Origin of the sequence: Micromonospora sp. NBC_01638, assembly GCF_045209745.1 — a bacterium.
In the GTDB taxonomy this organism is placed as follows: Bacteria; Actinomycetota; Actinomycetes; order Mycobacteriales; family Micromonosporaceae; genus Micromonospora.
Window position 1 is genome coordinate 4,848,698 of record NZ_CP109273.1, and the last position, 23,496, is coordinate 4,872,193.

15 protein-coding genes (1 of these 15 running past the window's edge) are annotated in these 23,496 nt (G+C 70.3%); 11 read left to right on the plus strand and 4 right to left on the minus strand.

The features are described 5' to 3' along the window. The 8 genes from OG811_RS22815 to ilvD form a co-directional block, all read left to right on the plus strand. A protein-coding gene (locus OG811_RS22815) for an amino acid adenylation domain-containing protein (protein WP_406068537.1) crosses the window boundary here: on the plus strand, nucleotides 1-9,446 show its end. Its footprint begins 13,837 nt before the window's first position; the window shows 9,446 of its 23,283 coding nt (coding positions 13,838-23,283); its start codon lies beyond the left edge, outside the window; the stop codon is at nucleotides 9,444-9,446. Beyond that, nucleotides 9,446-10,429 (plus strand): ornithine carbamoyltransferase, encoded by a 984-nt coding sequence (locus OG811_RS22820; protein ID WP_405433845.1) that lies wholly within the window; start codon nucleotides 9,446-9,448, stop codon nucleotides 10,427-10,429. The genes OG811_RS22815 and OG811_RS22820 overlap by 1 nt, the downstream gene beginning before the upstream one ends. Continuing rightward, nucleotides 10,396-11,805: an MFS transporter gene (locus OG811_RS22825; protein ID WP_406068539.1), complete on the plus strand. Its 1,410-nt coding sequence runs from the start codon at nucleotides 10,396-10,398 to the stop codon at nucleotides 11,803-11,805. The genes OG811_RS22820 and OG811_RS22825 overlap by 34 nt, the downstream gene beginning before the upstream one ends. An 84-nt stretch (nucleotides 11,806-11,889) precedes the next feature. Further along, nucleotides 11,890-12,825: a TauD/TfdA family dioxygenase gene (locus OG811_RS22830; protein ID WP_328375638.1), complete on the plus strand. Its 936-nt coding sequence runs from the start codon at nucleotides 11,890-11,892 to the stop codon at nucleotides 12,823-12,825. A gap of 34 nt (nucleotides 12,826-12,859) precedes the next feature. Beyond that, a complete protein-coding gene (locus OG811_RS22835) occupies nucleotides 12,860-13,609 on the plus strand; it encodes a thioesterase II family protein (RefSeq protein ID WP_405433842.1) in 750 nt (249 codons plus the stop codon). Nucleotides 13,610-13,955: 346 nt separating this feature from the next. Continuing rightward, a complete protein-coding gene (locus OG811_RS22840) occupies nucleotides 13,956-14,783 on the plus strand; it encodes a hypothetical protein (protein ID WP_406068541.1) in 828 nt (275 codons plus the stop codon). Then, entirely contained in the window at nucleotides 14,780-15,223 is a 444-nt protein-coding gene (locus tag OG811_RS22845; RefSeq protein ID WP_406068542.1) for an amidohydrolase family protein, read from the plus strand. Before OG811_RS22840 ends, OG811_RS22845 begins: the two co-directional genes overlap by 4 nt. Beyond that, nucleotides 15,224-16,846 carry a dihydroxy-acid dehydratase gene (gene ilvD / locus OG811_RS22850; RefSeq protein ID WP_406068543.1) on the plus strand — a complete coding sequence of 541 codons (1,623 nt, stop codon included), beginning with the start codon at nucleotides 15,224-15,226 and terminating at the stop codon, nucleotides 16,844-16,846. A gap of 225 nt (nucleotides 16,847-17,071) precedes the next feature. Here ilvD and OG811_RS22855 read toward each other — a convergent pair whose 3' ends face one another. After that, on the minus strand, nucleotides 17,072-17,263 hold the full coding sequence (locus OG811_RS22855; protein ID WP_406068544.1) for a hypothetical protein: 192 nt from the start codon (nucleotides 17,261-17,263) through the stop codon (nucleotides 17,072-17,074). Nucleotides 17,264-17,807: 544 nt separating this feature from the next. Here OG811_RS22855 and OG811_RS22860 point away from each other — a divergent pair. Continuing rightward, on the plus strand, nucleotides 17,808-18,872 hold the full coding sequence (locus OG811_RS22860; RefSeq protein ID WP_406068545.1) for an integrase core domain-containing protein: 1,065 nt from the start codon (nucleotides 17,808-17,810) through the stop codon (nucleotides 18,870-18,872). A gap of 428 nt (nucleotides 18,873-19,300) precedes the next feature. Here the strand turns inward: OG811_RS22860 and OG811_RS22865 are convergent, their stop codons facing one another. Further along, nucleotides 19,301-19,750, minus strand: coding sequence for a hypothetical protein (locus tag OG811_RS22865; RefSeq protein WP_406068546.1), 450 nt, complete (start codon nucleotides 19,748-19,750; stop codon nucleotides 19,301-19,303). Nucleotides 19,751-20,749: 999 nt separating this feature from the next. Here OG811_RS22865 and OG811_RS22870 point away from each other — a divergent pair. Next, nucleotides 20,750-20,959 (plus strand): hypothetical protein, encoded by a 210-nt coding sequence (locus OG811_RS22870; RefSeq protein ID WP_406068548.1) that lies wholly within the window; start codon nucleotides 20,750-20,752, stop codon nucleotides 20,957-20,959. 306 nt (nucleotides 20,960-21,265) lie between these two features. Here OG811_RS22870 and OG811_RS22875 read toward each other — a convergent pair whose 3' ends face one another. Further along, a complete protein-coding gene (locus tag OG811_RS22875; protein ID WP_406068550.1) occupies nucleotides 21,266-22,372 on the minus strand; it encodes a 12-oxophytodienoate reductase in 1,107 nt (368 codons plus the stop codon). A gap of 57 nt (nucleotides 22,373-22,429) precedes the next feature. Then, nucleotides 22,430-22,810, minus strand: coding sequence for a MerR family transcriptional regulator (locus OG811_RS22880; protein WP_406068552.1), 381 nt, complete (start codon nucleotides 22,808-22,810; stop codon nucleotides 22,430-22,432). Nucleotides 22,811-22,974: 164 nt separating this feature from the next. Here OG811_RS22880 and OG811_RS22885 point away from each other — a divergent pair, with 164 nt between their 5' ends. Beyond that, nucleotides 22,975-23,145 (plus strand): hypothetical protein, encoded by a 171-nt coding sequence (locus tag OG811_RS22885; protein WP_406068554.1) that lies wholly within the window; start codon nucleotides 22,975-22,977, stop codon nucleotides 23,143-23,145. Nucleotides 23,146-23,496 lie beyond the last annotated feature (351 nt).

Here is a 23,496-nt window from a genome sequence, read left to right on the forward strand (position 1 = left end):
CGCCCGATGGCCACACCACGCACGCCGACGAGGCCGTTGCCGGGCGGGTCGCCAGCGACGTGGCCGCCACCGAATTCGTCCTGTCCGTCGGTGCCAGCCCGACCGTGATCCGTCTCGTCGCTGATGGGCGGGTGTTTGGTGCGGCGGGGTTGGTGCGGTTGGCGGGGATGTTTCGGGTGGTGTTGGAGTCGATGGTGGCGGATCCGGGTGGGGATTCGCGGGTGGTGTGTGTGCCGTCTGGTGAGGCGGAGTGGTTGTCGCGGGCGGGTGTGGGTGCGGTGGTGCGGGTGTCGGGGGTGGTGGTTTCGGCGTTTGAGGCGCAGGTGGGTGTTCGGGCGGGGGCGGTGGCGGTTTGTGATGGTGGGGTGTCGTTGTCGTATGGGGAGTTGAATGCGGCGGCGAACAGGTTGGCTCGGTATTTGCGGTCGGTGGGTGTGGGTGCCGAGGTGTTGGTGGGTGTGTGTGTGCATCGGTCGGTGGAGCAGGTGGTGGCGATGCTGGCGGTGCATAAGGCGGGTGGTGTGTATGTGCCGTTGGATCCGGGTTATCCGGTTGAGCGTTTGGGTTTGATGGTTGCTGATGCGGGGGCGTCGGTGGTGGTGACGTCGTCGGGTTTGGTGTCGGGGTTGCCGGAGTTGGCGGCTGAGGTGGTGTTGGTTGATCGGCCGGGGTTGTGGGCGGGTGAGTCTGCTGAGGATGTGCCGGCGGTGGTGGGGCCGGAGAACGCGTGTTATGTGATTTACACGTCGGGGTCGACGGGTCGGCCGAAGGGTGCGGTGGTCACCCACGCCGGCCTCGTTAACCGAACCCAACACGTACTGCCGGAGGTCTACCGCCTCGGCCCGGACGGCGTCGTCCTCCAGAAAACCGAGATCGGCTTCGACGTCTCGCCGGCCGAGGTGTACGCCGCGCTGTCGGCCGGCGCGCGGATCGTCGTGGCTCGGCCGGGTGGGCACCGCGACCCCGCGTACCTGCGCGATCTGATCATCGCGGAGCAGGTGACGACCGCCCACTTCGTCCCGGCGATGGTGTCGGCGTTGCTCGCCGAGGGCATCGAGCGGTGCACCTCGCTGCGTTCCGTCGGCGTCGGCGGCGAGGAGTTGCCGGTCGACGTGGCGCGGGCGTTCCTGGCGGCGCTGCCCGACTGCGAACTGCACAACACCTACGGGCCCGCCGAGGCGGCGGTCGATGTCACCAGTTGGCGGTGCGACCCGGAGGCCCTGGCCGAGCTGACCCGGGTGCCCCTCGGCGGACCGCACCCCAATCTGCGGCTCTACGTCCTCGACGAAGACCTCGCGATGGTGCCGGTCGGTGTGCGGGGGGAGTTGTTTGTCGGTGGTGTGGGTGTGGGTCGGGGTTATTTGCGGGCTGGGGGGTTGACGGCGGGTCGGTTTGTGCCGGATCCGTTTGGGTCGGTGGGGTCGCGGTTGTATCGGACTGGGGATGCGGTGGCGTGGCGGCCGGACGGGACGGTGGAGTTCCTGGGTCGGTTGGATGCGCAGGTGAAGTTGCGTGGTGTGCGGGTGGAGTTGGGTGAGGTGGAGTCGGCGTTGCGGTCCTGTGTGGGTGTGCGGGATGCGGTGGCGGCGGTGGTGGAGGTGGATGGTCGGCGGGTGTTGGCCGGTTATGTGGTGCCGGTGGGTTCGGGTGTTGATGTGGTGGGTGTGCGGGAGGTGTTGCGGGGGGTCTTGCCGGAGGTGTTGGTGCCTTCGGCGTTGGTGGTGATCGATGTGGTGCCGGTGGATCCGAATGGGAAGGTGGATCGGCGGCAGTTGCCGTTGCCGTCGGTGACGGATGAGCCGGTGGGTGTGTTTGTGGCGCCGGTGTCGGTGGTGGAGCGGGCCGTGGCTGCGGTGTGGGCGCGGGTGTTGGGTCGTGACGTGGTCAGTGTCGAGTCGAGTTTCTTTGATCTCGGTGGTGATTCGATGCTGGCGGTGACGTTGGTGGGGGCGTTGCGGGCGGCGGGTTATCCGACGAGTGTGCGGGATGTTTTCGCGTTCCGGACGGTGCGTGGGTTGGCGGCGTCGTTGGGTGGGGTCGAGGATTCGTGGGTCCCGGTGCAGCCGTTCGCGCTGCTGGGAGACGCGGACCGAAACGCCCTACCGGCCGGCCTCACCGACGCCTACCCCGCCGCACAGACCCAACTCGGCATGCTCGTCGAGCTGGCCACCAGCGGAGACCGGGCGGCCTACCACAGCGTCATCGCCCACCAGGTCCGCGACGGGCGGCCGTTCTCGGCCGACGCGCTGCGGGCCGCCGTCGCGACGGTCGTCGCCCGGCACGAGATCCTGCGCACCTCGTTCGACCTGACCGGCTATTCGGTGCCGATGCAGCTCGTACACGCCGAAGTAACCCCGCAGGTGACCGTCGTGGACGGTCGGGACGTGCCGGCGGATCAGCAGGTGCGACTCTTCGAGGAGTTCGTCGCGGCCGAGCGGGCCACCCCCTTCGACCTGCCTGTCGCGCCACTGCTGCGCGTCGCCGCGCACCAGGACGGCGACGCGAGTTGGTGGCTGAGCTTCACCATCTGCCACGCGGTCACCGAGGGCTGGAGCACCGCACAGCTGCTCGCCGAACTGTTGGCCGTCTACGCCGACCTGGCCGACGGGCGGAGCCCGACCGAGACCGAACAGCCGGCGGTGCGGTACGCCGACTTCATCGCCGCCGAGCTGTCCGCGCTGGCGTCCGACGAGGACCGGGACTACTGGCGTGCGGTGGTCGACGGGCGCAGCCCGTTCGTGCTGCCCGCGGGTTGGGGTGAGCCCGGCGATCCGACCGCCATCTCGACCACCGTCGACGTCGCCGACCTGGACGAGGCCGTCGCACGGTTCGCCTCCGAGGGCGGCGTCTCGGTCAAGGCGGTGCTGCACGCGGCGCACCTGAAGGTGCTCAGTCAACTCACCACCGAACAGAGCTTCCACGCCGGGCTGGTCTGCGACGCCCGGCCCGAGGTGCTCGGGGCCGACCGGGTGCAGGGCATGTATCTCAACACCCTGCCGTTCGGCTACGAACGCACCGCCCGGACGTGGCGCGACCTGGTGACGGCGGTCTTCGATCGGGAGGTCGACCTCTGGCCCCACCGGCGGTTCCCGCTGGCGGAGATCCAGCATGGCAGTGGTCAGCGGCTGCTGCGGGTGCTCTTCAACTACCAGGACTTCTCCCGGGCCGGGCAGTCGGCGACGGCGACCGGCACCGAGCCTGTCGTCGTCGGCAGCGCCGGCGACGGTGCCACCGAGTTCGAGCTGTCGGTCTTCGCGCACCGGGGCAACTACCAGCTCTCCAGCCGCAGCGACGTGCTCTCCCGGGCAAATCTGGAGCGGCTGGCCGGCATGTACCGGGCGGTGCTGGCGGCGATGGTCGCCGACCCGGCCGGTGACGCGCAGGCGGTCCACCTGCCCGGTGGCGAGCGGGAGCGGCTGCTGGGCGTGGTCGACACCGGCGTCGAGGAGCCGGTGACCGGCACGGTGGTCGAGCTGTTCCAGGCTCGGGTGGCTGCCGCACCCGACGCGGTCGCGGTGGTCGCCGGCCCGACCCGGCTGACGTACGCGCAGGTGAACGCGCAGGCCAACCGGCTCGCCGGGCAGCTGCGGGCCGCCGGTGCGGGCAGGGGCACGGTGGTCGGTGTCTGCCTGGACCGGGGCGTGGACCTGGTGCCCGCACTGCTCGGCGTGCTCAAGGCCGGTGCCGCCTACCTGCCGCTGGACCCGACTCAGCCGGCCGAGCGCATCGCGTATTTGCTCGCCGACGCGGGCGCCGGGACGGTGGTCGCCACGAGTGCCCACGCCGACGCACTGGCCGGCTACGACGGGCACCTGGTGCTGCTCGACCGCACCGACCTGACCGGCCAGCCGGAGACCGACCCGGCCCCGGTGAACGACGCCGACGATCCGCTCTACGTCATCTACACCTCCGGCTCGACCGGCCGCCCAAAGGGTGTCTGCGTCAGCCACGCCAACGTGCTGCGGCTGCTCGACAGCACGCAGGAGCACTACGCCACCGACGAGACCGACGTCGTCGCGCTGTTCCACTCGTACGCCTTCGACGTCTCGGTCTGGGAGCTGTGGGGTGCGCTGCTGCACGGCAGCCGGCTGGTGGTGGTGCAGCCGGCGGTGGCCCGGGTGCCGGAGGACCTGCTCGACCTGCTGGTGGAGCAGGAGGTGACTCTGTTGGCCCAGACCCCCACGGCCTTCCGGGGTCTGGGCCGGCTGGCCGCCGACGGTGACCAGCGGCTGCGGCGACTGGTGCTGCGCGCGGTCGTCCTGGCCGGCGAGCGGCTGGACTTCGCCGAACTCACCCCGTGGGTCGATCGGCTCGGACTGGCCCGGATCGCCCTCGTCAACATGTACGGGATCACCGAGACCACGGTCTACTCCACCTATCACCGGGTCACCCGCGCCGACCTCGCTGCCGGGGTGGGCAGCCGGATCGGGCGTCCGCTGGCCGGTGTGCGCATGTACGTGCTCGACCAGCAGGGGCACCCGACTCCGCTCGGTGTGCCCGGCGAGATCCACCTGGCCGGGCACGGTGTGGCCCGGGGTTACCTGAACCAACCGGCGCTGACCGCCCAGCGGTTCCTGCCCGACCCCTACGGCCCCGCCGGCAGTCGGATGTATCGCACCGGCGACCAGGGGATCCGGCTGCCCGACGGCAGCGTGGAGTTCCTCGGCCGGCTCGACGACCAGGTCAAGCTGCGTGGTTACCGGATCGAGTTGGGCGAGGTGGAGACGGCGCTGGCCGCGCTGCCGGAGGTCGCCGAGGCGGCGGTCGTCCTGCGCGAGGACACCGCTGGCGACCCACGACTGGTCGGATATCTGGCCGGCGCGCCCGGTCAGCGGCCGAGCACCGGCGAGCTTCGCGTGGCGCTGGCCCGGACGCTGCCGGACTACATGATCCCGTCGGTCTTCGTGACGCTGGACCAGTTGCCCCGCAACAACAGCGGCAAGCTCGACCGGCGGGCACTGCCCGCGCCGCAGGACGGCGATCCCGGCGATGGGCGGGCCAGCGTCGGTCCGCGTACTGAGTTGGAGGAACGGGTCGCCGGGATCTGGGCGCAGGTGCTGGGCCTGCCGGCGGTGGGCGTCGAGGACGGCTTCTTCGAGTTGGGTGGCCACTCGATCAAGGCGCTGGTACTGGCCAGCACGCTGCGGACGGCCGGTTTCGAGGTCTCGGTCGCGGACGTGATGGACCTGCAGACCGTTTCCCGGCTCTGCGCCGCGCTGGTCGATCGCACCGGACCGGTGCACGTCGACCGCCCGGTGGAGCCGTTCGAGTTGGTGTCCGCGCCGGACCGGGCGCTGCTGCCGGACGGCCTCACCGACGCGTACCCGCTGTCCCAGGTGCAGCTCGGCATGCTGCTGGAGATGCTGGCCGACAATGGCTGGAACCACTACCACAACGTGGCGTCCTTCCTCGTCCGCGAGGAAGACCCGCTGGACCTGCCGACGCTGCGCGAGGCGGTGGACCTCGTGGTGAACCGGCACGAGGTGCTGCGCTCCTCGGTGGACCCGACCGGCTACTCGGTGCCGATGCAGCTGGTGCATCCCGCCGTGCGGGTGCCGGTCGTGCCGCACGATCTGCGCGGGTTGTCCGAGGAGGACCGGCAGGCCGAGCTGCGCCGCCTCGTCGCCGTGGAGTACGCGTCGCCGTTCGACGTCGAGCGGGCGCCGCTGCTGCGGTTCGCCGTCTGCCGGGAGACCGACCGGAGTTGGCGGCTGGTGCTGACGATCTGCCATGTGGTCGTCGAGGGCTGGAGCCTGCACGCGCTGGTCGCGGAGATCCTCGACCGCTACCGCTCGATGCGCGTCGGGGCCGGGCCTGAGCCGGAGCCCCTGCCGGAGGTGCGGTTCGCCGACTTCATCGCCGAGGAACGTCGTGCCCTGGAATCCGCGGCGGACCGGCGGTACTGGCAGGACCTGATGGACCGGTGCGCGAAGTTCACCTTCCCCACCGGCTGGCGGCCCACGGCGCCGCCGCAGGCGCGTACCGCCCACACCGTCCGGGTGCCGTTCCGCGACCTGGAGCCGGGCCTTCGCGCGCTGGCCTCCGCCGCGCGGGTCTCGCTCAAGGCGGTGCTGCACGCCGCGCACCTGACGGTGCTCGGCCAGCTCACCGACGAGCCCCGGTTCTACAGCGGCCTGGTCTGCCACACCCGGCCGGACATGCCGGGCAGCGAGCGGGTGTACGCCATGTCGCTGAACACGCTGCCGTTCCCGTACGAACGCGACTCCGCCACCTGGACCGAGCTGGTCCGCCGGGTGCACGCGACGGAGGTCGAGATGTGGCCGCACCGGCGCTACCCCGCGCCGGCGATCCGGCCGGCGGTCGCCGGCACCCGCCTGCTCGACGTCTACTTCAGCTACCTCGACTTCGACGAGGTGGTCGGTGAGCACGTCGATGCAGGTCCCCGGTACGCCGCCGCCAGCTCGGAGTTCGCCCTGGCCGTCTCCGCGGTCGCCGGGCACCTGGAGCTGAGCAGCGACAGCGACCACCTGGAGCGAGCCGAGGTCGAACGGATGGCCGCGATGTACCGGCTCGTGCTCGCCGCGATGGTGGCGGACCCGGACGGCGACGCCCGCGCGGTCCGGCTGCCCGAGGCGGAACGGCACAACGTGCTGGTGGCCTGGGCCGAGGCGGCCGACGAGAAACTGCCGGAGCACGGCCTGGTGCCTGACCTGGTGCGGGATAGGGCTGCCACCGCGGGCGACGCGGAGGCGGTCGGTGAGCTGAGCTACGCCGGCCTCGACGCGGCGGCGAACCGGCTCGGCTGGCATCTGCAGGAGCGGGGCGTCGGACCGGAGCGGGTGGTGGGGGTGCTGCTCGACCGGGGTGCGGACCTCGTCACGACCCTGCTGGGCATCTGGCGGGCGGGCGGGGCGTACCTGCCGATCGACCCGTCGTACCCGGCGGCGCGGATCGCGTCCATGCTCACCCAGGCCGGGGCCACCGTCGTGGTCACCAGCACCGCCTACGCCGACCGGTTCACCGGCGTCGACCGGGTGCTGCTGGACGTCGACGCGGGGCCGATCGCGGCCCGCCCTGACGAGCAGCCACCCGGCCGCACCGACCCGGACCAGCTCGCGTACGTGATCTTCACGTCGGGGTCGACGGGACGGCCCAACGGCGTGCAGGTCAGCCACCGCAGTCTGGCCGGCTACCTGAACTGGGCGGTGGACGAGCTCGTCGCCGACCGGGCGGGTGGCGCGGCATTGTTCTCCTCGGTCGCCTTCGACATGGTGGTGACCACCATCTGGGCGCCGCTGGTTGCCGGGCAGCGCCTGTGGCTGATGCCGGCCGACGCCGGGCTGGACGAACTCGGCCCGCGGCTGGCCGAGGCGGGGCCGTTCAGCTTCGTCAAGCTGACCCCGAGTCATCTGGACCTGCTCGCCGGGCAGTTGTCGAGCGAGCAGGCAGCCGCGCTGACCCCGGTGCTGGTGCTCGGCGGCGAGGCGCTCACCGCGCGGACCTGCGCGCGGTGGCAGCAACTCGCACCGCGGACCGTCCTGCTCAACGAGTACGGACCGACCGAGGCGACCGTCGCCGTCAGCCGTTACCCGGTGACCGGCACGCTCACCGGCCAGGTCGCGCCGGTCGGTCGGCCGCTCGGCGGGATGCGTACCTATGTGCTGGACGCCCGGCTGAATCCGGTGCCGGTCGGCGCGGTCGGCGAGGTCTACCTCGGTGGGCCGCAACTGGCCCGGGGGTACGCCGGACGGCCCGAACACACCGCCGTCCGGTTCGTGCCCGACCCGTACGGGCCGGCGGGCTCCCGGCTGTACCGCACCGGTGACCGCGGCCGTTGGTTGCCGGACGGGCAGCTCGACCTGCTCGGCCGAATCGACGACCAGGTGAAGATCCGTGGGCACCGGGTGGAGCCGGGCGAGATCCGCGCGGTGCTCCTCGAACATCCCGCCGTACGCGACGCGGCGGTGTTGGCCCACCCGGCGCCCGGCGGGGGCAACCAGCTGATCGCGTACCACGTGGGTGGTGCCGAAGATCTGGCCGGGCATTGTGCCCGGCGGCTGCCCGCCGCCCTGGTCCCGGCGGCCTTCGTGTCGGTCGACACCATCGCGCTCAATCCCAACGGCAAGGTGGACCTGCGGGCGTTGCCGGCGGTGCCACTGCGGACGGAGGCGGAGATCGCCCCGCCGCAGGGTCCGGCCGAGACCATCCTCGCCGGCATCTGGGCCGAGGTGCTGGACGTGCCGAGGATCGGTCGTCAGGACCGGTTCTTCGCCCTGGGCGGGCATTCCCTGCTGGTGGTGCCCGTGGTCACCGCGGCCCGGCAGGCCGGCCTCCCGCTCACCCTGCAACAGGCGATGCTGGACCAACCGCTGGCCGACCTCGCCGCCGGGCTCACCCCGGCCGGTCCGGCCCCGAGGGCCGGTGCGGCGCGAGCCGTGGCGCTGCCCCGGATCGCGCCGTTGCCCCAGGTCGCTCCGCTGCCCCAGGTCGCTCCGCTGCTCGCCGAGGCGCGGGTGCCCGGCGCGTCGCTGGCCGTGCTCGCGGACGGCGAGTTGGTGCAGGTCCTTGCTGTCGGGCACTGCACGGCGGGCGGTGACGCCCCGGTGACCCCGGCGACCATCTTCCAGGTGGGCTCGGTCAGCAAGCTGGTCGCGGCGGTTGGGGCGCTGGCCCTGGTCGACAGGGGAGCACTCCAGCTCGACGCGGACGTCAACGCGTACCTCAAGGCCTGGCAGTTGCCCGCCGACCGGCCGGTGAGTCTGCGGCAACTGCTCAGCCACGTCGCCGGGCTGACATCGACGGGCAGCACCGGAGGCTTGCGCGGCGGTCCGGTGCCGCCGCTGTCGGACCTGCTGCTCGGCCGTGGCGTGCCCACCGGCCCGGTGCGGGCGCTCGACGCGCCCGACCCGGTCGCGGTGGAGCGCAACAGCCACTTCGTGGTGGTCCAGCAGCTCATGGAGGACGTCACCGCGACACCCTTCGCCGACCTGATGGCCGAGCTGGTCTTCGCACCACTGGGGATGACCGGCAGCAGCTTCGACCAGAGCTTCCCGGAGACATCCGGCCGGCCGGTGGCCGCCGGGCACGACGAACGGGGCGAGCCGCACCCACACGGTTGGGAGGTGCGTGCGGACCTGGCGGCAGCCGGCCTCTGGACCACCGCTACCGACCTGGCCGCGCTGACCAGGGAGATCCAGCTCGCCTACCTGGGTGATCGGGCACTGCTCAGCCAGGAACTGGTGATGGCGCAACTGACCGCCGGCCCGGGCGGCGTCTTCGGGCTCGGCTGCATGGTGGACCGCATCGAGGGGAGCGCTGAAACGCACGTGGAGTTCACCCACCGGGGCCACATCGCCGGCTACCGGGCGCTCACCACTGGTCGGGTTCCGGACGGGGCCGGGCTGGTGCTGCTGACCAACGGCGAGGCGGGCGACGAGGTCATGTCGCTGCTGATGTCGAACACCACACGGACGGAGGACATGTGATGACGACCTTGCCGAGCGTCTCCGCGACGGTCACCGACCCCACCGTCCGGCAGGTGCGGCACCTGGTGTCGATCCGCGACCTGACCGATGGGGACCTTTACTCGATCGTTGCCCGGGGCGCCGCGTTCGCCGCCGGGGAGTGCGGCAGCCCGCTCGCCGGGCAGGTGGTCGGGGTCTGCTTCCTCAAGACTTCGACGCGCACCCGGACCGCCTTCACCAGCGCGGCACTGCGACTCGGCGCTGGCGTGATCCAGTACGGCCCGCAGGACCTGCAGACCAACACCGGAGAGACCAGCGAGGACACCGGCCGGGTGCTGTCCGGCATGCTCGACGTGCTGGTCGCCCGCACCGCCGGTGACCCGGCCGAGTTGCGGGCCTGGGCTGCCCAGAGTCGGATGGCGGTGCTCAACGCGATGAGCGCCGAGGAGCACCCCACCCAGGCGCTGACCGACCTGACCACGTTGCTGCGGCAGTTCGGCCGGATCGAGGGGCTGCGCCTGCTCTATCTGGGGGAGGCCAACAACACGGCCACCGCGCTCGCCCTGGCGCTCACCCGGTTTCCGGGCGTGGAACTGGAACTGCGCACCCCGCCCGGCTACGGCCTGCCCGCACAGATCCTGGCCGACGCCATCCGGCAGGCCGGGATCAGTGGGGCGAGCATCGTCGAGCGGTGCCACATGTCCGACCTGCCGGGCGATCTCGACGCCATCTACACCACCCGCTGGCAGACCACCGGCACCGTGAAGCCGGACCCGGACTGGCGTCAGGTCTTCGCCCCGTTCCGGGTCGAACAGGACCTCTGGCGGCACAGCCCGAACGCGGTCTTCCTGCACGACCTGCCGGCGCATCGCGGCGAGGAGGTTACCTCGGAGGTACTCGACGGGCCGGCGAGCATCGCGTTCGGTCAGGCGGAGAACAAGCTCTACAGCGCGATGGCGGTGCTTGAGTGGTGCCGATCGCGCGCGGCTGGGACGACGCGGTGACGGTCCTCGAGCCGCCGGGCAGACCCGCCCGCCGCGCGGCGAGGCTCACCCGCAACCGGGACTTCCTGTTGCTCTGGACCGGCTCGGGGCTCTCCGCGCTCGGCGCCCGGGCCACCTCCATCGGCTACACCCTGCTGGTCTACTGGTCGACCGGTTCGGCCACCGCAGCCAGCCTCGTCACCTTCGCCGCGCTGCTGCCGAACCTGGTCGCTCAGCTACCGGCCGGCGCGCTGGTCGACCGGTGGAACCGGCGTACGACGATGCTGGTCTGCACCGCCGGCCGCGTTCTCGGAGCCGGCAGCGTGGCGGCGGTGGTGCTGCTCGACGCGGTGCGGTTGCCGCACCTGATGGTGGTCGCGTTCCTGGAGGCCACCCTCGGCATCTGCTACGCGTTGGCGGAACGAGCCGCGGTGTGTGCCGTGGTGCCCCGCGACCAACTGGGCGCGGCGATGGCGGCCAACGAGTCGCGGGCCAACGCCGCCAGCATCCTCGGTCAGCCGACCGGCACCGTGCTCTATGCCGTGGCCCGGTTCGCACCGTTCCTGTTCGCCACCGGGGTGCACCTGATTTCGCTGGTGACCCTGCTGTTCGTCCGACGGGACCTGCGGGCGCCCCGGCCGTCGCGCGGCGGGGCGGGCGGGCTGATCGCCCAGATCAGGGAAGGTGTCGTCTTCATCTGGGGCAAGCTCTACCTGCGTCGGGCGCTGTGTCTCTTCGCGGCCAGCAACATCCTCTTCCAGGTTCTCGGCCTCGGTCTGGTGGTGCTGGTCAAGGACCGGGACGGCACGCCCGCGACGGTCGGTCTGCTGTTGGCGGTCAACAGCGTCTTCGGCATGGCGGGCGCGATGACCAGTAACGCCTACCTGCGCCGGTGGGGCATCCGCCGGATGATGATCGGCATCCACGTGGTGTGGGCGGTGCTGATGCCGCTGCTGGTCGTGGCACCCGGGCTGGTGGCGGTCAGTGTGATCCTGGCGTTGATCAACTACGGCGCCGGGATCGGCAATGTGGCCGGGATGCTGTACCTGCTCAGGACGACTCCCGACGAGCTGCGCGGCCGGGCCGGCTCGATCTTCACGCTGCTCTCCTCGGGTGCCAACTCGATCGGCGCGCTGTTCGCGGGCTTCCTGCTGGACGCCGCACGCATCGAGGTGGCGTTGGCCGTCGTGGGCGCGACGATGGTGGTGATCGCGGTGTTCGCGGTGCTGGCTTTCGGCACCCGTACCGCCGCCGAGGCGGAACGGGCCGAGGCGGCTGCCGAGCGGGCCGACGCCGAGCGGGTCGACGCCGAGCGGGTCGACGCCGAGCGGGTCGACGCCGAGCGGGCCGATGCGGAGCTGGCGGCGACGGCAGCCGGTCGCGACCCGCATGGTTGAGCCCGGCGACGATATCGAGGAAATATGGCTGCCCACGTCAGGCTGCCGGCACTGGACCGACCCTGGCGTGGAGGAGACCGACCGATGAGCGAGCACGGCACGTGGCAGCCGCACGAGATCACACCCAGCAGCGCCGGATGCGCAGCCACCGTTGACGGGCTGATCGGCCATCTGCGGGAGCTGGACCTAACGGCGTTACTCACCACCGAGAAGGCGCTGGTGTTCCGGGGCTTCGGCGTCGAGCCGGGCGCGCTGGACCCGGTGATGGACATGGTGCTGCCCAACCGGCTCGCCTACGTGCATGGCAACTCGCCCCGCACCAAGGTCGGCCGCAACGTCTACACCTCGACGGAGTACCCGGCGCCGTACACCATCTCCATGCACAACGAACTGTCGTACGCCGCGCACTGGCCGGCCCGCTTGCTGTTCTACTGCCAGCTCGCCGCGCCGACCGGCGGTGCCACCCCGGTGGTCGACGCCCATCACTGGCTGGAGTCCCTCGACCCGGAGGTCCGCGCCGCCTTCGCGGGCGGGGTGTGCTACCAGCAGAACCTGCACGACGGCCTGGGGCTGGGCAAGAGCTGGCAGCAGACCTTTGAGACCGAGGACCGGGCGGAGGTCGAGGCGTTTCTCGACGGCACCGGGGCGACCTGGAAGTGGACCGCGGAAGGGCTGCGGGTGAGCCAGGTCCGCCCGGCCACCACCCGGCACCCCGTAACGGGGGTGGAGGTGTGGTTCAACCAGAGCGACCAGTGGCACCCGGCCGCTCTGGACGACGAGGTCGCTCGGGTGATGACCCAGGTGATGACGCAGGACGAACTGCCCCAGTCGGTCACCTTCGCCGACGGCAGCCCGATCCCCGACGAGTACGTGTTCCAGATCCGCGACCGAGGGCTGGACGCGGCGATCGACGTGGACTGGCGCGTCGGTGACCTGCTGCTGATCGACAACGTGCTGGTGGCGCACGGTCGGCGGCCCTACACCGGGAGCCGCCGCATCCTGGTGGCGATGTCGGACTGACCGGGCATCGGCCGGCGGGAGGAGAAATGTGGAGATGATAGGGGCCGAGGTACGCGGCCGGTGGCTGCGGACCTTCCGCCGAGCTGAGCGGTCCGACCTGCGGCTGGTCTGCTTCCCGCACGCCGGTGGGAACGCCAACGTGTTCCAACCCTGGGCGGGCCTGCTTGACGGCGCCACCGATCTGCTGGCGGTCTGCTACCCGGGTCGGCAGGACCGGCTGCTGGAGCCCTGCGTGGATCAGATGGACGTGCTCGCCGAGCGGATCAGTGACGTGCTCGTGCCGTACCTGGACCGGCCGATTGCGTTCTTCGGCCACAGCCTGGGCGCGTCGGTGGCGTACGAGGTCACCCTGGTCCTGGAGTCCCGGTACGGGTTCACGCCGAGCGTGCTCTTCGTCTCGGGACACGGCGCGCCGCACGTCTGCCAGGTCGACCTCGATCCGGATCTCGCCGACGACGAATATCTGCTCGGCCGGATCGGCGCCCTGGGCGAGGTCGATCCGGTGCTGCTGCGGTCACCGAAGCTCCGCGAGCTGATCATGCCCTCGCTCCGGGGGGACCTGCGGATGCTCTACCGCCACCTGCCGCGGGAACCGGCGAAGGTCCGAGCCCCGATCGTCGCCTACCTGGGCACCGAGGACCCGACCTGCACCACGTCGACGGTGCGGGCCTGGGGGGAGTTGACTACCGGCTGCTTCGAGTTGGCGACGTTCCCCGGTGACCACTTCTATCTCGTGCCGGAACAGGAGCAGGTGGTCGCCGCGGTGACCGCCCGCCTGGGCTGACCGACGGACCACGCCCCAAGGGACGGTCGCGGAAACCGGCCCTTGAGGTCGCCGGTGAGCCGACAAGGGTCGTCGGTTCGAATCCGGCCGTCCCGACAGACAGAAAGCCCTGACCAGCAGAAACGCCGGTGAGGCGAGGTCTGTCGACCTGACGGTGCAGGATGGCGAGCTGGTGGCGCAGCGCAAGAATCTTGGCCATCTAATCCACATTGCTCATTGGCAGCAGCCGTATGAAGGCGAACACGCTCGTGAGGGCCAGGTAGGGCAGTCGCAGCAGCAGCGTCGGCTTGGTCGGGGTGGCTCAGGCCCGCATATCGCGGGTCAACGTCCGAGCGACCTTACGGAGGTGACCAACGATCTCCTCGGTACGCTCCGGGGGGAATCGGTTGGCGGGTGCGCTGACACTGATGCCGGCCGGGAAGCCGACGCCCTCGACCGCCACGGCCACACAGCGTCCGACCGCCACCGCCGTCCGGCCGCCGACGAACTGGACCGGATGCGCCGGCTGGTGGCGGAGAGCCTGGACCAGGGGGCGTTCGGCATGTCGACCGGCCTGACCCACATCCCGTCCGGCTACGGCGAGACCGACGAGGTACGGGAACTCGTCCGGGTCGTGGCCAGCCGGGACGCGATGTACGCGACGCACGCGCGGGCCACTGCCGGACCGGGCTTCGCGGACGTGGAGGAGGCGATCTCGACCTGCGCCGACGTGGGTGCCCGGATGCAGTTCTCACACGCCGCGATCAACGAGCCGACGAAGTGGGGACGCGCGGGCGACGTGGTCGCACTCTTCGAAAACGCGGCGGCGGGGGGCCTGAACGTCTGGTTCGACGTCTACCCGTACGACGCGTCGTCGTCCTCGCTCACCCAGTACCTCCCGCCCTGGACCCAGGCCGGCGGCACCGACGGGATGCGCCGGGCGCTGGCCGACCCGGCGAACCGTGAACGGGCGGAGCGGGACCTCGCGGACGGCTGGATGGGCGGCATCCCGTGGTTCTGGGACCGGGTCGTGATCAGTCGCAGCGGTCCGGGCCGGGAGGACATCGTCGGGCTCTCCATCGAGGAGGCCGCAGCCCGGGCCGGCGTCGAACCGGCGGCGTTCACCCTGGACCTCTGTCTGGAGCACGGCAACGCGGTCCAGGTGGTGCTCTTCTACGGACCGAGGCCGACATGACGACGTTCCTGGCGCACCACCGTTGCGTCGTCGGCTCGGATGGCTCGGCCGTCCCACTCGACCAGGGTGGCCTGAAGCCTCACCCGCGTGGGTTCGGGACGTTCCCCCGGATCCTCGGTCGCTACGTCCGCGAGCAGGGCCTACTCAGCCTCGCCGCAGCGGTGCAGAAGATGACCGGCGCGGTCGCCGACCGGCTGCGGCTGGTCGACCGGGGCACGGTGCGGACCGGTGCCTTCGCCGACCTCGTCGCCTTCGACCCGGCCGTGGTGCTCGACGCCGCGACCTTCACCGAGCCGGCACAGCCGCCGGTCGGGATCAGCCACGTCGTCGTGAACGGGACGGTGGTGGTGGACGACGGCGAGCAGACCGCCGCCCGTCCCGGCCGGATCCTGCGCCGGAGTGCCGCCGGAAGCGGCCCGGCTGTTACGAAGGGTATGTGAATGAGCGACAACTCCACGTCGAGCACCGCGCCGAAGTCGGTGCCGGAGGCCGGACTGGCCAGCCAGCGGGTACGCCAGATCAGTTTCGAGGGCGACGCTCTCCGGATGTCGATGGACTGGTCCGTGGCCGACCTGTCCCGACCCCAGGTGCTGGTCGAGACGGCCGCGGGTTCCTCGCATCCGAGTTCGTACCACCTGGGTCAGCTCGGCGCGGAGGCGGCCAAGGGAGTGTTGCAGGCCGGCGGTAAGCCGGCCGAATACACCACGACGGACATCTGCGACGGTGTGGCCCAGGCGCACGACGGCATGCGGTACCCCCTGGCATCCCGCGAGTTCATCGCGAACATGGTGGAGATCCACGCCAACGCCACGCCGTTCGACGCGATGGTCCTCTCCTCCGCCGGGGACAAGGCGGTGCCGGCACACCTGTTGGCCATCGCCCGGCTGGATCTGCCCTCCGTCCACGTGCCCGGTGGTGCGATGGCCTCCGGCCCACAGCTCCGCTCCAACGAGGAGCTGTGGAGCATGAAGGTGAACATGGACCGGGGCAAGCTGGATCTCGACGAGTTCCCGGCGTTCCAGCGCTTCGCCTGCCCGGGATGTGGCGCCTGCCAGTACATGGGCACGGCCGCCACCATGCAGGTGATGAGCGAGGCGCTCGGCCTCGCCCTGCCGTGGGGTGCGCTCATCCCGGCCTCAATGGCCGAGCTCCGGCGGATGGCCCGGGCGGCGGGGGAGAGCGCGGTCGGGTTGCTGCGGGACGGGGTGACCGCCCGGGCCATCCTGACCCGGAAGGCGTTCGAAAACGCGATCACACTTCACGCGGCGATCGGCGGTTCGCTCAACGCGGTGATGCACCTCATCGCGGTCGCCGAGGAGGCCCGGGTCGAGGTCTCGGCGGCGGACTTCGACGCGATCCACCGCCGTACGCCGGTGCTGGTCGACGCGAAGACCGCAGGCCGATACCCCACCGAGCTGTTCTGGTACGCCGGTGGCGTCCCGGCGCTGATGGCGCGGCTGCGGGACCGGCTCCACCTCGACGCGCTCACCGTTACCGGGGCGACCGTGGGGGAGAATCTCGTGAAGTCCCACGCCGTCGCCGACTCGATGCTGACGCACACCGGACCGGCCCGGGTCTTCGACCGCGAGGAGGACGCGATCGAGGCCGTGGTCAGTGCGAGTATCCAGCCGGGCGACGTCGTCGTCGTCCGTTACCAGGGCCCGAGGGCGACCGGCATGCCGGAGATGTTCTTCCTGTCTGAGCTGATTGCGTCGGATCCGGTGCTGGCGGCGACCACGGCCCTGCTCACCGATGGCCGGTTCTCCGGGGCGAGCCGGGGACCCTGCATCGGGTACGCCTATCCCGAGACGCTCGACGGCGGGCCACTGGCCTTCCTCCGCGACCGGGACCTCGTCGAGATCGACATCCCGCGTCGCACCCTCGACGTCGTCGGAGTGGACGGTACGCGAGTCGGCGCCGACGAGGTCGAGCGGGAGTTCACCCGCCGGAGGGCCGGCTGGACCCGTCCGGTCGTACCCCACCGGGGCGCCCTAGGACAGTACACCGCGTTGGCGAAGCCGGCCCTGCTCGGCGCCGGTCTGCGTACGTCGCTGACGGCCTGAGCCCGCTGGAACACGCCGGCCGGCGCGGGGATCCGCCCGGGCGTCGCCGCTCCTGCTGCCTCGCGGTCCCGGTGTGGGCGGTCGGCTGCCGGAAGCGGCGGTTCGCCCGGGCGGTATTCGCCCGGCGGTCTGTCCGGGTGGTTCGTTGACGTGCGATTCCGGCGCGGGGGTAGCGGGTGGCGCAGGATTTCGGTGTGGGCCTCGGTGATGGCGTTGGTCAGACGCTCAGGGGGAAATGGCCGCCTGGTCGGTGACCTGGCGGCGCACGAGACGTAGCCCGCGTATGAACGAGAGCCGGTCGGGGTCGTAGCCGGCGTCGTCGGCCGCGTCGACCAGCAGTGCCCTGATCGCGTAGTGCGCCAGCAGTAGGCCCCACACTTGCTGTTCGACCAGGTCTGGGGTCTTCGACCGCAGCACTTCACCCCGGCCGCGGAGATCACTTTTGATCTCGTTGAGGGCGGTCTCTTCCTGCCAGCGGTCGGCGTAGCCGCCGAAGAGGCCACCAGCGCAGCTAGACTGGCGTGAGCTTCAGAATCGTGTCGAGCCTCATTGGCGGTGGGGCATTGGTTTGTGTTGCCCCACCGACACATACCCCCATGCCTGCAGTAGGCGGGTCGCGATGGACGGGGGCACGTCGTTCTCTTGGCGATGGGAGGCCCCGATGGTAGGGCGGTGGGCGCGGTCGGTCCCTGGCGATGTCCTGTCGGTCTGCCCCCCGTTTACCCCCCGAAAACCCCCACCCGCAGTTGACAACCAGTGACAAGAGGCGATCGGTCCCTGGCCATGTCTATGCAGCTCAGCGCTTATCTCTCACAGCCAATGACAAGGTCGGGATAGCTATGGACGGTAACAAGGGGTCGTCGGTTCGAATCCGGCCTGTCGGGCTCGTAAATTCGGTGCCGGTCTGTGACGTGCGCCTTTATGTGAGGTCTGCCCCGGCGGTAGCGGCAACGATGGGGTCATGACGGCTTCGCTGGTGTACCTGCTCCTGCGCCAGATCTTGCAGATGCTCACCCAGCTCGCCCGCGACGGCGGCGCGAAAGACGTCGAACTGCTCGTGTTGCGCCATCAGGTGGCGGTGCTGCGCTGGCAGGTGCACCGCCCTGATTTGCAGCCCGAGGATCGGGTGGTGCTGGCGGCGTTGTCACGGCTGCTGCCCCGACCACAATGGTCGGCGTTCTTCGTCACCCCAGCAACGCTGCTGCGCTGGCACCGGCAACTGATCGCCCGACACTGGACCCATCCGCACGTGCGGCCCGGCCGGCCACCGGTCGACCGGGAGCTCCGCGAGCTGGTGCTGCGTCTGGCCGCGGAGAACCCGACATGGGGGCATCGCCGCGTGCAGGGTGAGCTGGCTGGTCTGGGTTACCGGATCGCGGCCAGCACGGTCTGGAAGATCCTGCACCGGGCCGGCGTCGATCCGGCGCCCCGCCGGACCGGACCCACCTGGCAGCAGTTCCTGACTGCTCAGGCCCACACGATCCTGGCGTGTGACTTCTTCACGGTCGACACCGTGCTCCTCAAACGGATCTACGTCCTGTTCTTCATCGAGCTCGCCACCCGCCAGGTCCACGTCGTCGGCGTTACCGCACATCCCACCGGCGCCTGGGTGGCGCAGCAGGCCCGGAACCTGCTGATGAGTCTCGACCGGCGCGCCGACGGGCTGCGGTTCCTGCTGCGTGACCGGGACGCGAAGTTCACGCCAGCGTTCGACACGGTGTTCACCGCCGCCGGTATCGACGTGCTCCGCACACCACCACAGGCTCCGAGGGCGAACGCCTTCGCGGAACGCTGGGTCGGCACGGTACGACGCGAGTGCACCGACCGGATGCTCATCGTCGGCGAACGGCACCTGTCGAGCGTCCTGACCGAGTACACCGCCCACTACAACGGCCACCGGCCACACCGATCGCTCGGCCAGCAACCACCGAACCCACCATCGCAGGTCGTCGACCTCACCGCCGCCCGCGTTCAACGACGCCCGATTCTGGGCGGACTGATCAACGAATACACGCAGGCCGCGTAGCCAAACCCGATTTACGAGCCCCACACGGCTGGGCCGCGCGGCCAGCAGCCCGCGCGGCGTGGGGGAGCGAATGCGGCCGCGTCGGCGAGCTGGCGGCGGTCGCGGGGTGCCGGTTACTGCGCCTCCGGCGGGGGCGCTCCGGCTCCAGGATTGCGGGGCTCCGTCGGCGGGTCGCGGTCCGTGGGTGGTTGCGGTAGGCCATCCCTGTCTGCCATCGACCCGGGCAAGCCGAGCAGACCACCGCCCAGCCCGCCAGCGTCCGTACGAGCCGTCAAGGTCCGCTTGACATGGCGGGCCGGGCGGCGGCCCGCTCCCCGGAGGGCGGGTCGATGGCAGACGGGATGGCAGGGCTCGCCGTGGTCGAGGTCTCGACGCCAGCAGATGGGCGGTCCCTGGGCCGTCTGGGCCGGCAACTGATTCCGGCGGCGTCAGTGCTTCCAGAGGTCCTCCGTGCGGAAGTACCTGGCGGTGAATTCCTCTTCCAGGGAGTCCGTGTCCGTCTCATCCGTCCACCAGCCTGGCCAGACGTCGACGCCGGAGGGCGCACTGATGGCCGTCAGAACGGCGGAGCACCGGTGGCAGCGCCGAGGAGCCGAGTCCCGGAACTGCCCGCCGCAGTCACACCGTCGTAGTCGCGCTTCAAGTGCGTCCATCAGCGTGGAACGGGTCCCGTCCCGGGCAGGGAGCGCATCCGCGATGGCGATACACGTGCTGTCGTAGTAACTGACATCCACCCGCATTGGGCAGCCGGCGCAATAGAGGAAGTAGCAGTCCAACAACGGTGAGTGATCGAGACGGTAAAGGTGTTCGTGGCACTCCGGACAGGTGATTTCCTCGCCGTTGAGCCAGTTGTCGTCGAGTTCGTCCGGGTGACCCACCGCACGATGATGCCACGATCGGAAGCACTGCGGCCGGTCGAGCTTCCTCGGGTCGTGGCCTGGCCGGTCTCAGTTCCGCTTCAACGTCTGACGCTCGCGATTGAGTGACCAACTGGGTTACGACGGACGCGAGCAAGGATGGACGCCCATGGACGCTGGCGGACCGTACCGGCAGCTCAGCCCGGCTGCCCGGGCAGCTCACCTCTCAGTGATCGTTCTTTCACACCCAAACGGGTCAAGGCGGCCCATAGGATGGGGCACGCCGGCCCGGCCCCGGCCTGCTGGCGACCTCTGGTCGGCATCGGCCGGGCGGCCGGCCACGCTCAGGAGGACGCAGCGCGCCAAATCCATGCCGGATCCCGGCAGCAGGCGCACAGACGACCGAGCAGACTATGGCATGCCGCCGGATTCACTCTCCACGCCAGCGGAGATCGCCTGACCCTCGTCACCACCGCCGCCCTTACCGCGAAGACTGCCACGGCGACGCCGGCGGCTCTCGCGGGCGCTCTGGCGGATCGCCTTGCGCGCAGTAGCCAGCTCTATCTTCCTGCTGTCCGCCAGGAACGACGCCCCGCGCCGACGCCGCCGTACCACGACGACGACCAACACAAGGACGACCAGCAGGGGCAAAGCGAGCCACGCGAGGCGAATCCCGGCCACACCTGCAGGGTAGCGGCATCAGTCAATGAAGGGACTCGGACGAACTGCCAGCGTGCCCGACCCGTGCCCGATCTAGCGGTCAACACGGGTCAACAGCGGCACCGACATGGCCTCGGACCGCCCCGCTCCGTCCTTCGCGGGCAGTCTCACGCCTGCTCACCTCGTAGTCCTAATCGCCGACTGGAGCCAGCCAAGACACCTTCCAAACTGATCGTGCGAGGATGTGAGGCCATGAACTCAGACGCTTGGAGGTTGCTCGACGGCAGAGCCGAGCGAGCAAAGCGCTCATGGTCGGAGACCAAGTCGAGACTGCCTGTGGGTGCACGAGTCCGGGCACGCGTGCTCGCGACGATGCCGTTTGGCGTCTTCGTCGATATGGAGGGTCAGCCCGATGCGCTGGCTCTGATGGAGATCACCACGCTTCCTCGCGGCAGCGAGCTTCCGGCTGTTGGTTTCTGGCTCGATGCGGTTGTCGTCGACCACATCGCTTACAACTGGCAGGTAAGGCTTCGGCCAGCCGGAAGTAGCAACCTTGAACTGAGTGACTAACTGGGTGACGATCGGGGTGTACGGGGCCGGACACCCCTGGACGACAGTGGACGTGAGCGCCAGGGCCCGACCCCAATCCGACCAGGTGGAGATGCCCTGATCGTTGCCTGGGGGTCAAGGGGTCGTCGGTTCGAATCCGGCCGTCCCGACGCAGCTCAGAGGGCCGATCCGGAATCCGGGTCGGCCCTCTTGGGCGTTCTGGGGACCAAGATCGGTCAAGTTGGCGGTGGCTGGCGCTCCTTGACCGTTGGTCAAGTCTCAAGCGTTACGCGGGAAGCCCGGTTTTTGGCAACCGACACCGGCAGCTCAGTGATACGTGTCCTCGTGGGACTTGCGGTAGTCGACGATGGCGTCGAGCTGCCCCGCGGCGGCGTGAGTGACCCAGGCGGGATTGCGCAGTAGGATCCGGCCGAGCGCGACGAGGTCGAACTCGCCGGCCGCCACCCGCTCGACCAGGCCGGAGACCGACTCGGGACCGCCGGGCCGCAGGAAGTCGCGGGTTAGGCCGACCGAGCCTACCGTGATCGTCGGCAGTCCGGTGAGCCGCTTGGCCCAGCCGGCGAGGGTCAGGCCCGAGCCGGGGAATGCCGGCTGCCAGAACCGCCGCTGTGACGCGTGCAGCGCGCTCGCGCCGGCCTCGGCGAATACAGTCAGGATCGCGTCCAGTTCGGCGGGGGTCTCCGCGATTTGGGCGTCGAACCGCCGCTCTTTGAACTGCGAGAACCGCACGATTACGGGCCGGTCGGCAGGGAACTGCGCGCGGACGGCGCGCACGACCGCGGCGGGAAACGCCGCCCGCCGCTCCGGCGAGCCGCCGAACGCGTCGGTGCGTCGGTTGGTGAACGGCCAAAGGAACTCGTCCAGCAGGTAGCCGTGCGCAGCATGGATCTCGACCGCGTCGAATCCAGCCCTGGCCGCCACCCTAGCTGCCTCGGCGTACGACTCCAACAACTCGTCGATGTCGGCCACCGTCATGGCGTGGCTTGCCGGCCGGCCCGGCTCACGAACGCCGGACGGCGTCCATGCCTCCAGCCCATCGACCGGCTCGCGCAGGCTGCCCAGGTGCCACAGCTGCGCGGCGATCCGGCCACCGGCGGCGTGCACTTCGTCGACAACACGCCGCCAGCTCGTCTCGGCGGCACCCGCGGTCATCCGCGGAACGGTGTCCTCGTGACCTGCGGTGGGATGGCCGACCCAGACTCCCTCGGTGACGATGAGCCCGATGCCATGCTCTGCCCGGCGGCGGTAGTACCCGGCTACCTCGGGCGCCGGCACCCCGCCTGGTGAGTGGAACCGGGTCATCGGTGCCATGACGAATCGGGAGGCCAGCGGCAGACCGGCGAACGTGACCGGCTTCAGCAGCGGCGCCACCGGCAGGTTGACGTCCGGGCGCGAGGTGAGGATCGCTGTCATGTCCTCACCGTAGAAGTTGACACCAGTGTCAAGGACAAGCCCGTAGTGGCGCCGGTCTCAGGCCGCAGCGCGCGCCGCGGGTCCGTCGGTGGGCTCGTCGATTGTCATGTCCTCAACGATGCGGTCCAGCGCCGAGACCGTACGGGCGAGCTGAGCCATCTCCGCGACGACGCGCTCGCGCTCTTCGCGGAGTCGGTCGGTCAGCCAGGACGTGCGGATGCCCGGGTTCGTCATGCAGGGCAGCAGTTCATACATGCGTCTGCTGCTCAGGCCCGCGTCGAACAGCCGCTGAATCAGCCGGACCCGCTCGACCGCCGCCTCAGGGAAAATCCGCTGGCCGCTCGCCGTGCGCATCGGCACGAGCAGTTCCTGCTGTTCGTAGTATCGGATCGACCGGGCACTCACCCCGGTCCGGGCCGCAAGCTCGCCGATCCGCATCGTGTTCCTCCCGCCCGACGTTCGTGGCTTCGACGCCGAAGCGCGAATCTACGCCGTCGTGGTCGCCGCCGTCGAGCGGTAGTCCGGGCCGGCCGCACCCCCGCTGTTTCCACCCTTTCATGAGGCACCTAACACGCCAGCCAACAGGGCGCGTGATCTCTGCAATGCAGAGGCTGCGGCGTGCCCGTTGGTTGGGGATCGCGCCCGAGCTGTCGATCTCCGACGTCCATCCCACCGCCGGACCCGTCATGGTGCTGCATGCCCGACACGGGGGCCGACGCCGGACCACCGCCGTCAACGATGACAACGCCGACCAGGGCGTGACCAGCGAGTAGCGCAGGTCGGCGGTCGCAGCCGGATGCTACCGACAATTCCTGAACGCGCTGTGATCGCGCAGCGTGTCTTCCCCGGGGACCAGGTGGGGACCACACGTGGTGCGCGATGGTGGCTGACATGCCGTCGACTACACGGCCTGATCTGGGAAATAGCGTGCGTGGCGTGCGTAATCGTGCGGCGAAGCGTCCTGGGGGTCAAGGGGTCGTCACGTGCGCTACCACGGTCAGTTCGCCTACATCACCGGCGAGTTGACCGACGGCGACCAGCTGCCGCTGATGCGCCTGCGCTACGGCGGATCCGCCCACCGATGGGGCTCTACAAGGCCAGCAACAACACCTACGAAAGCCAGA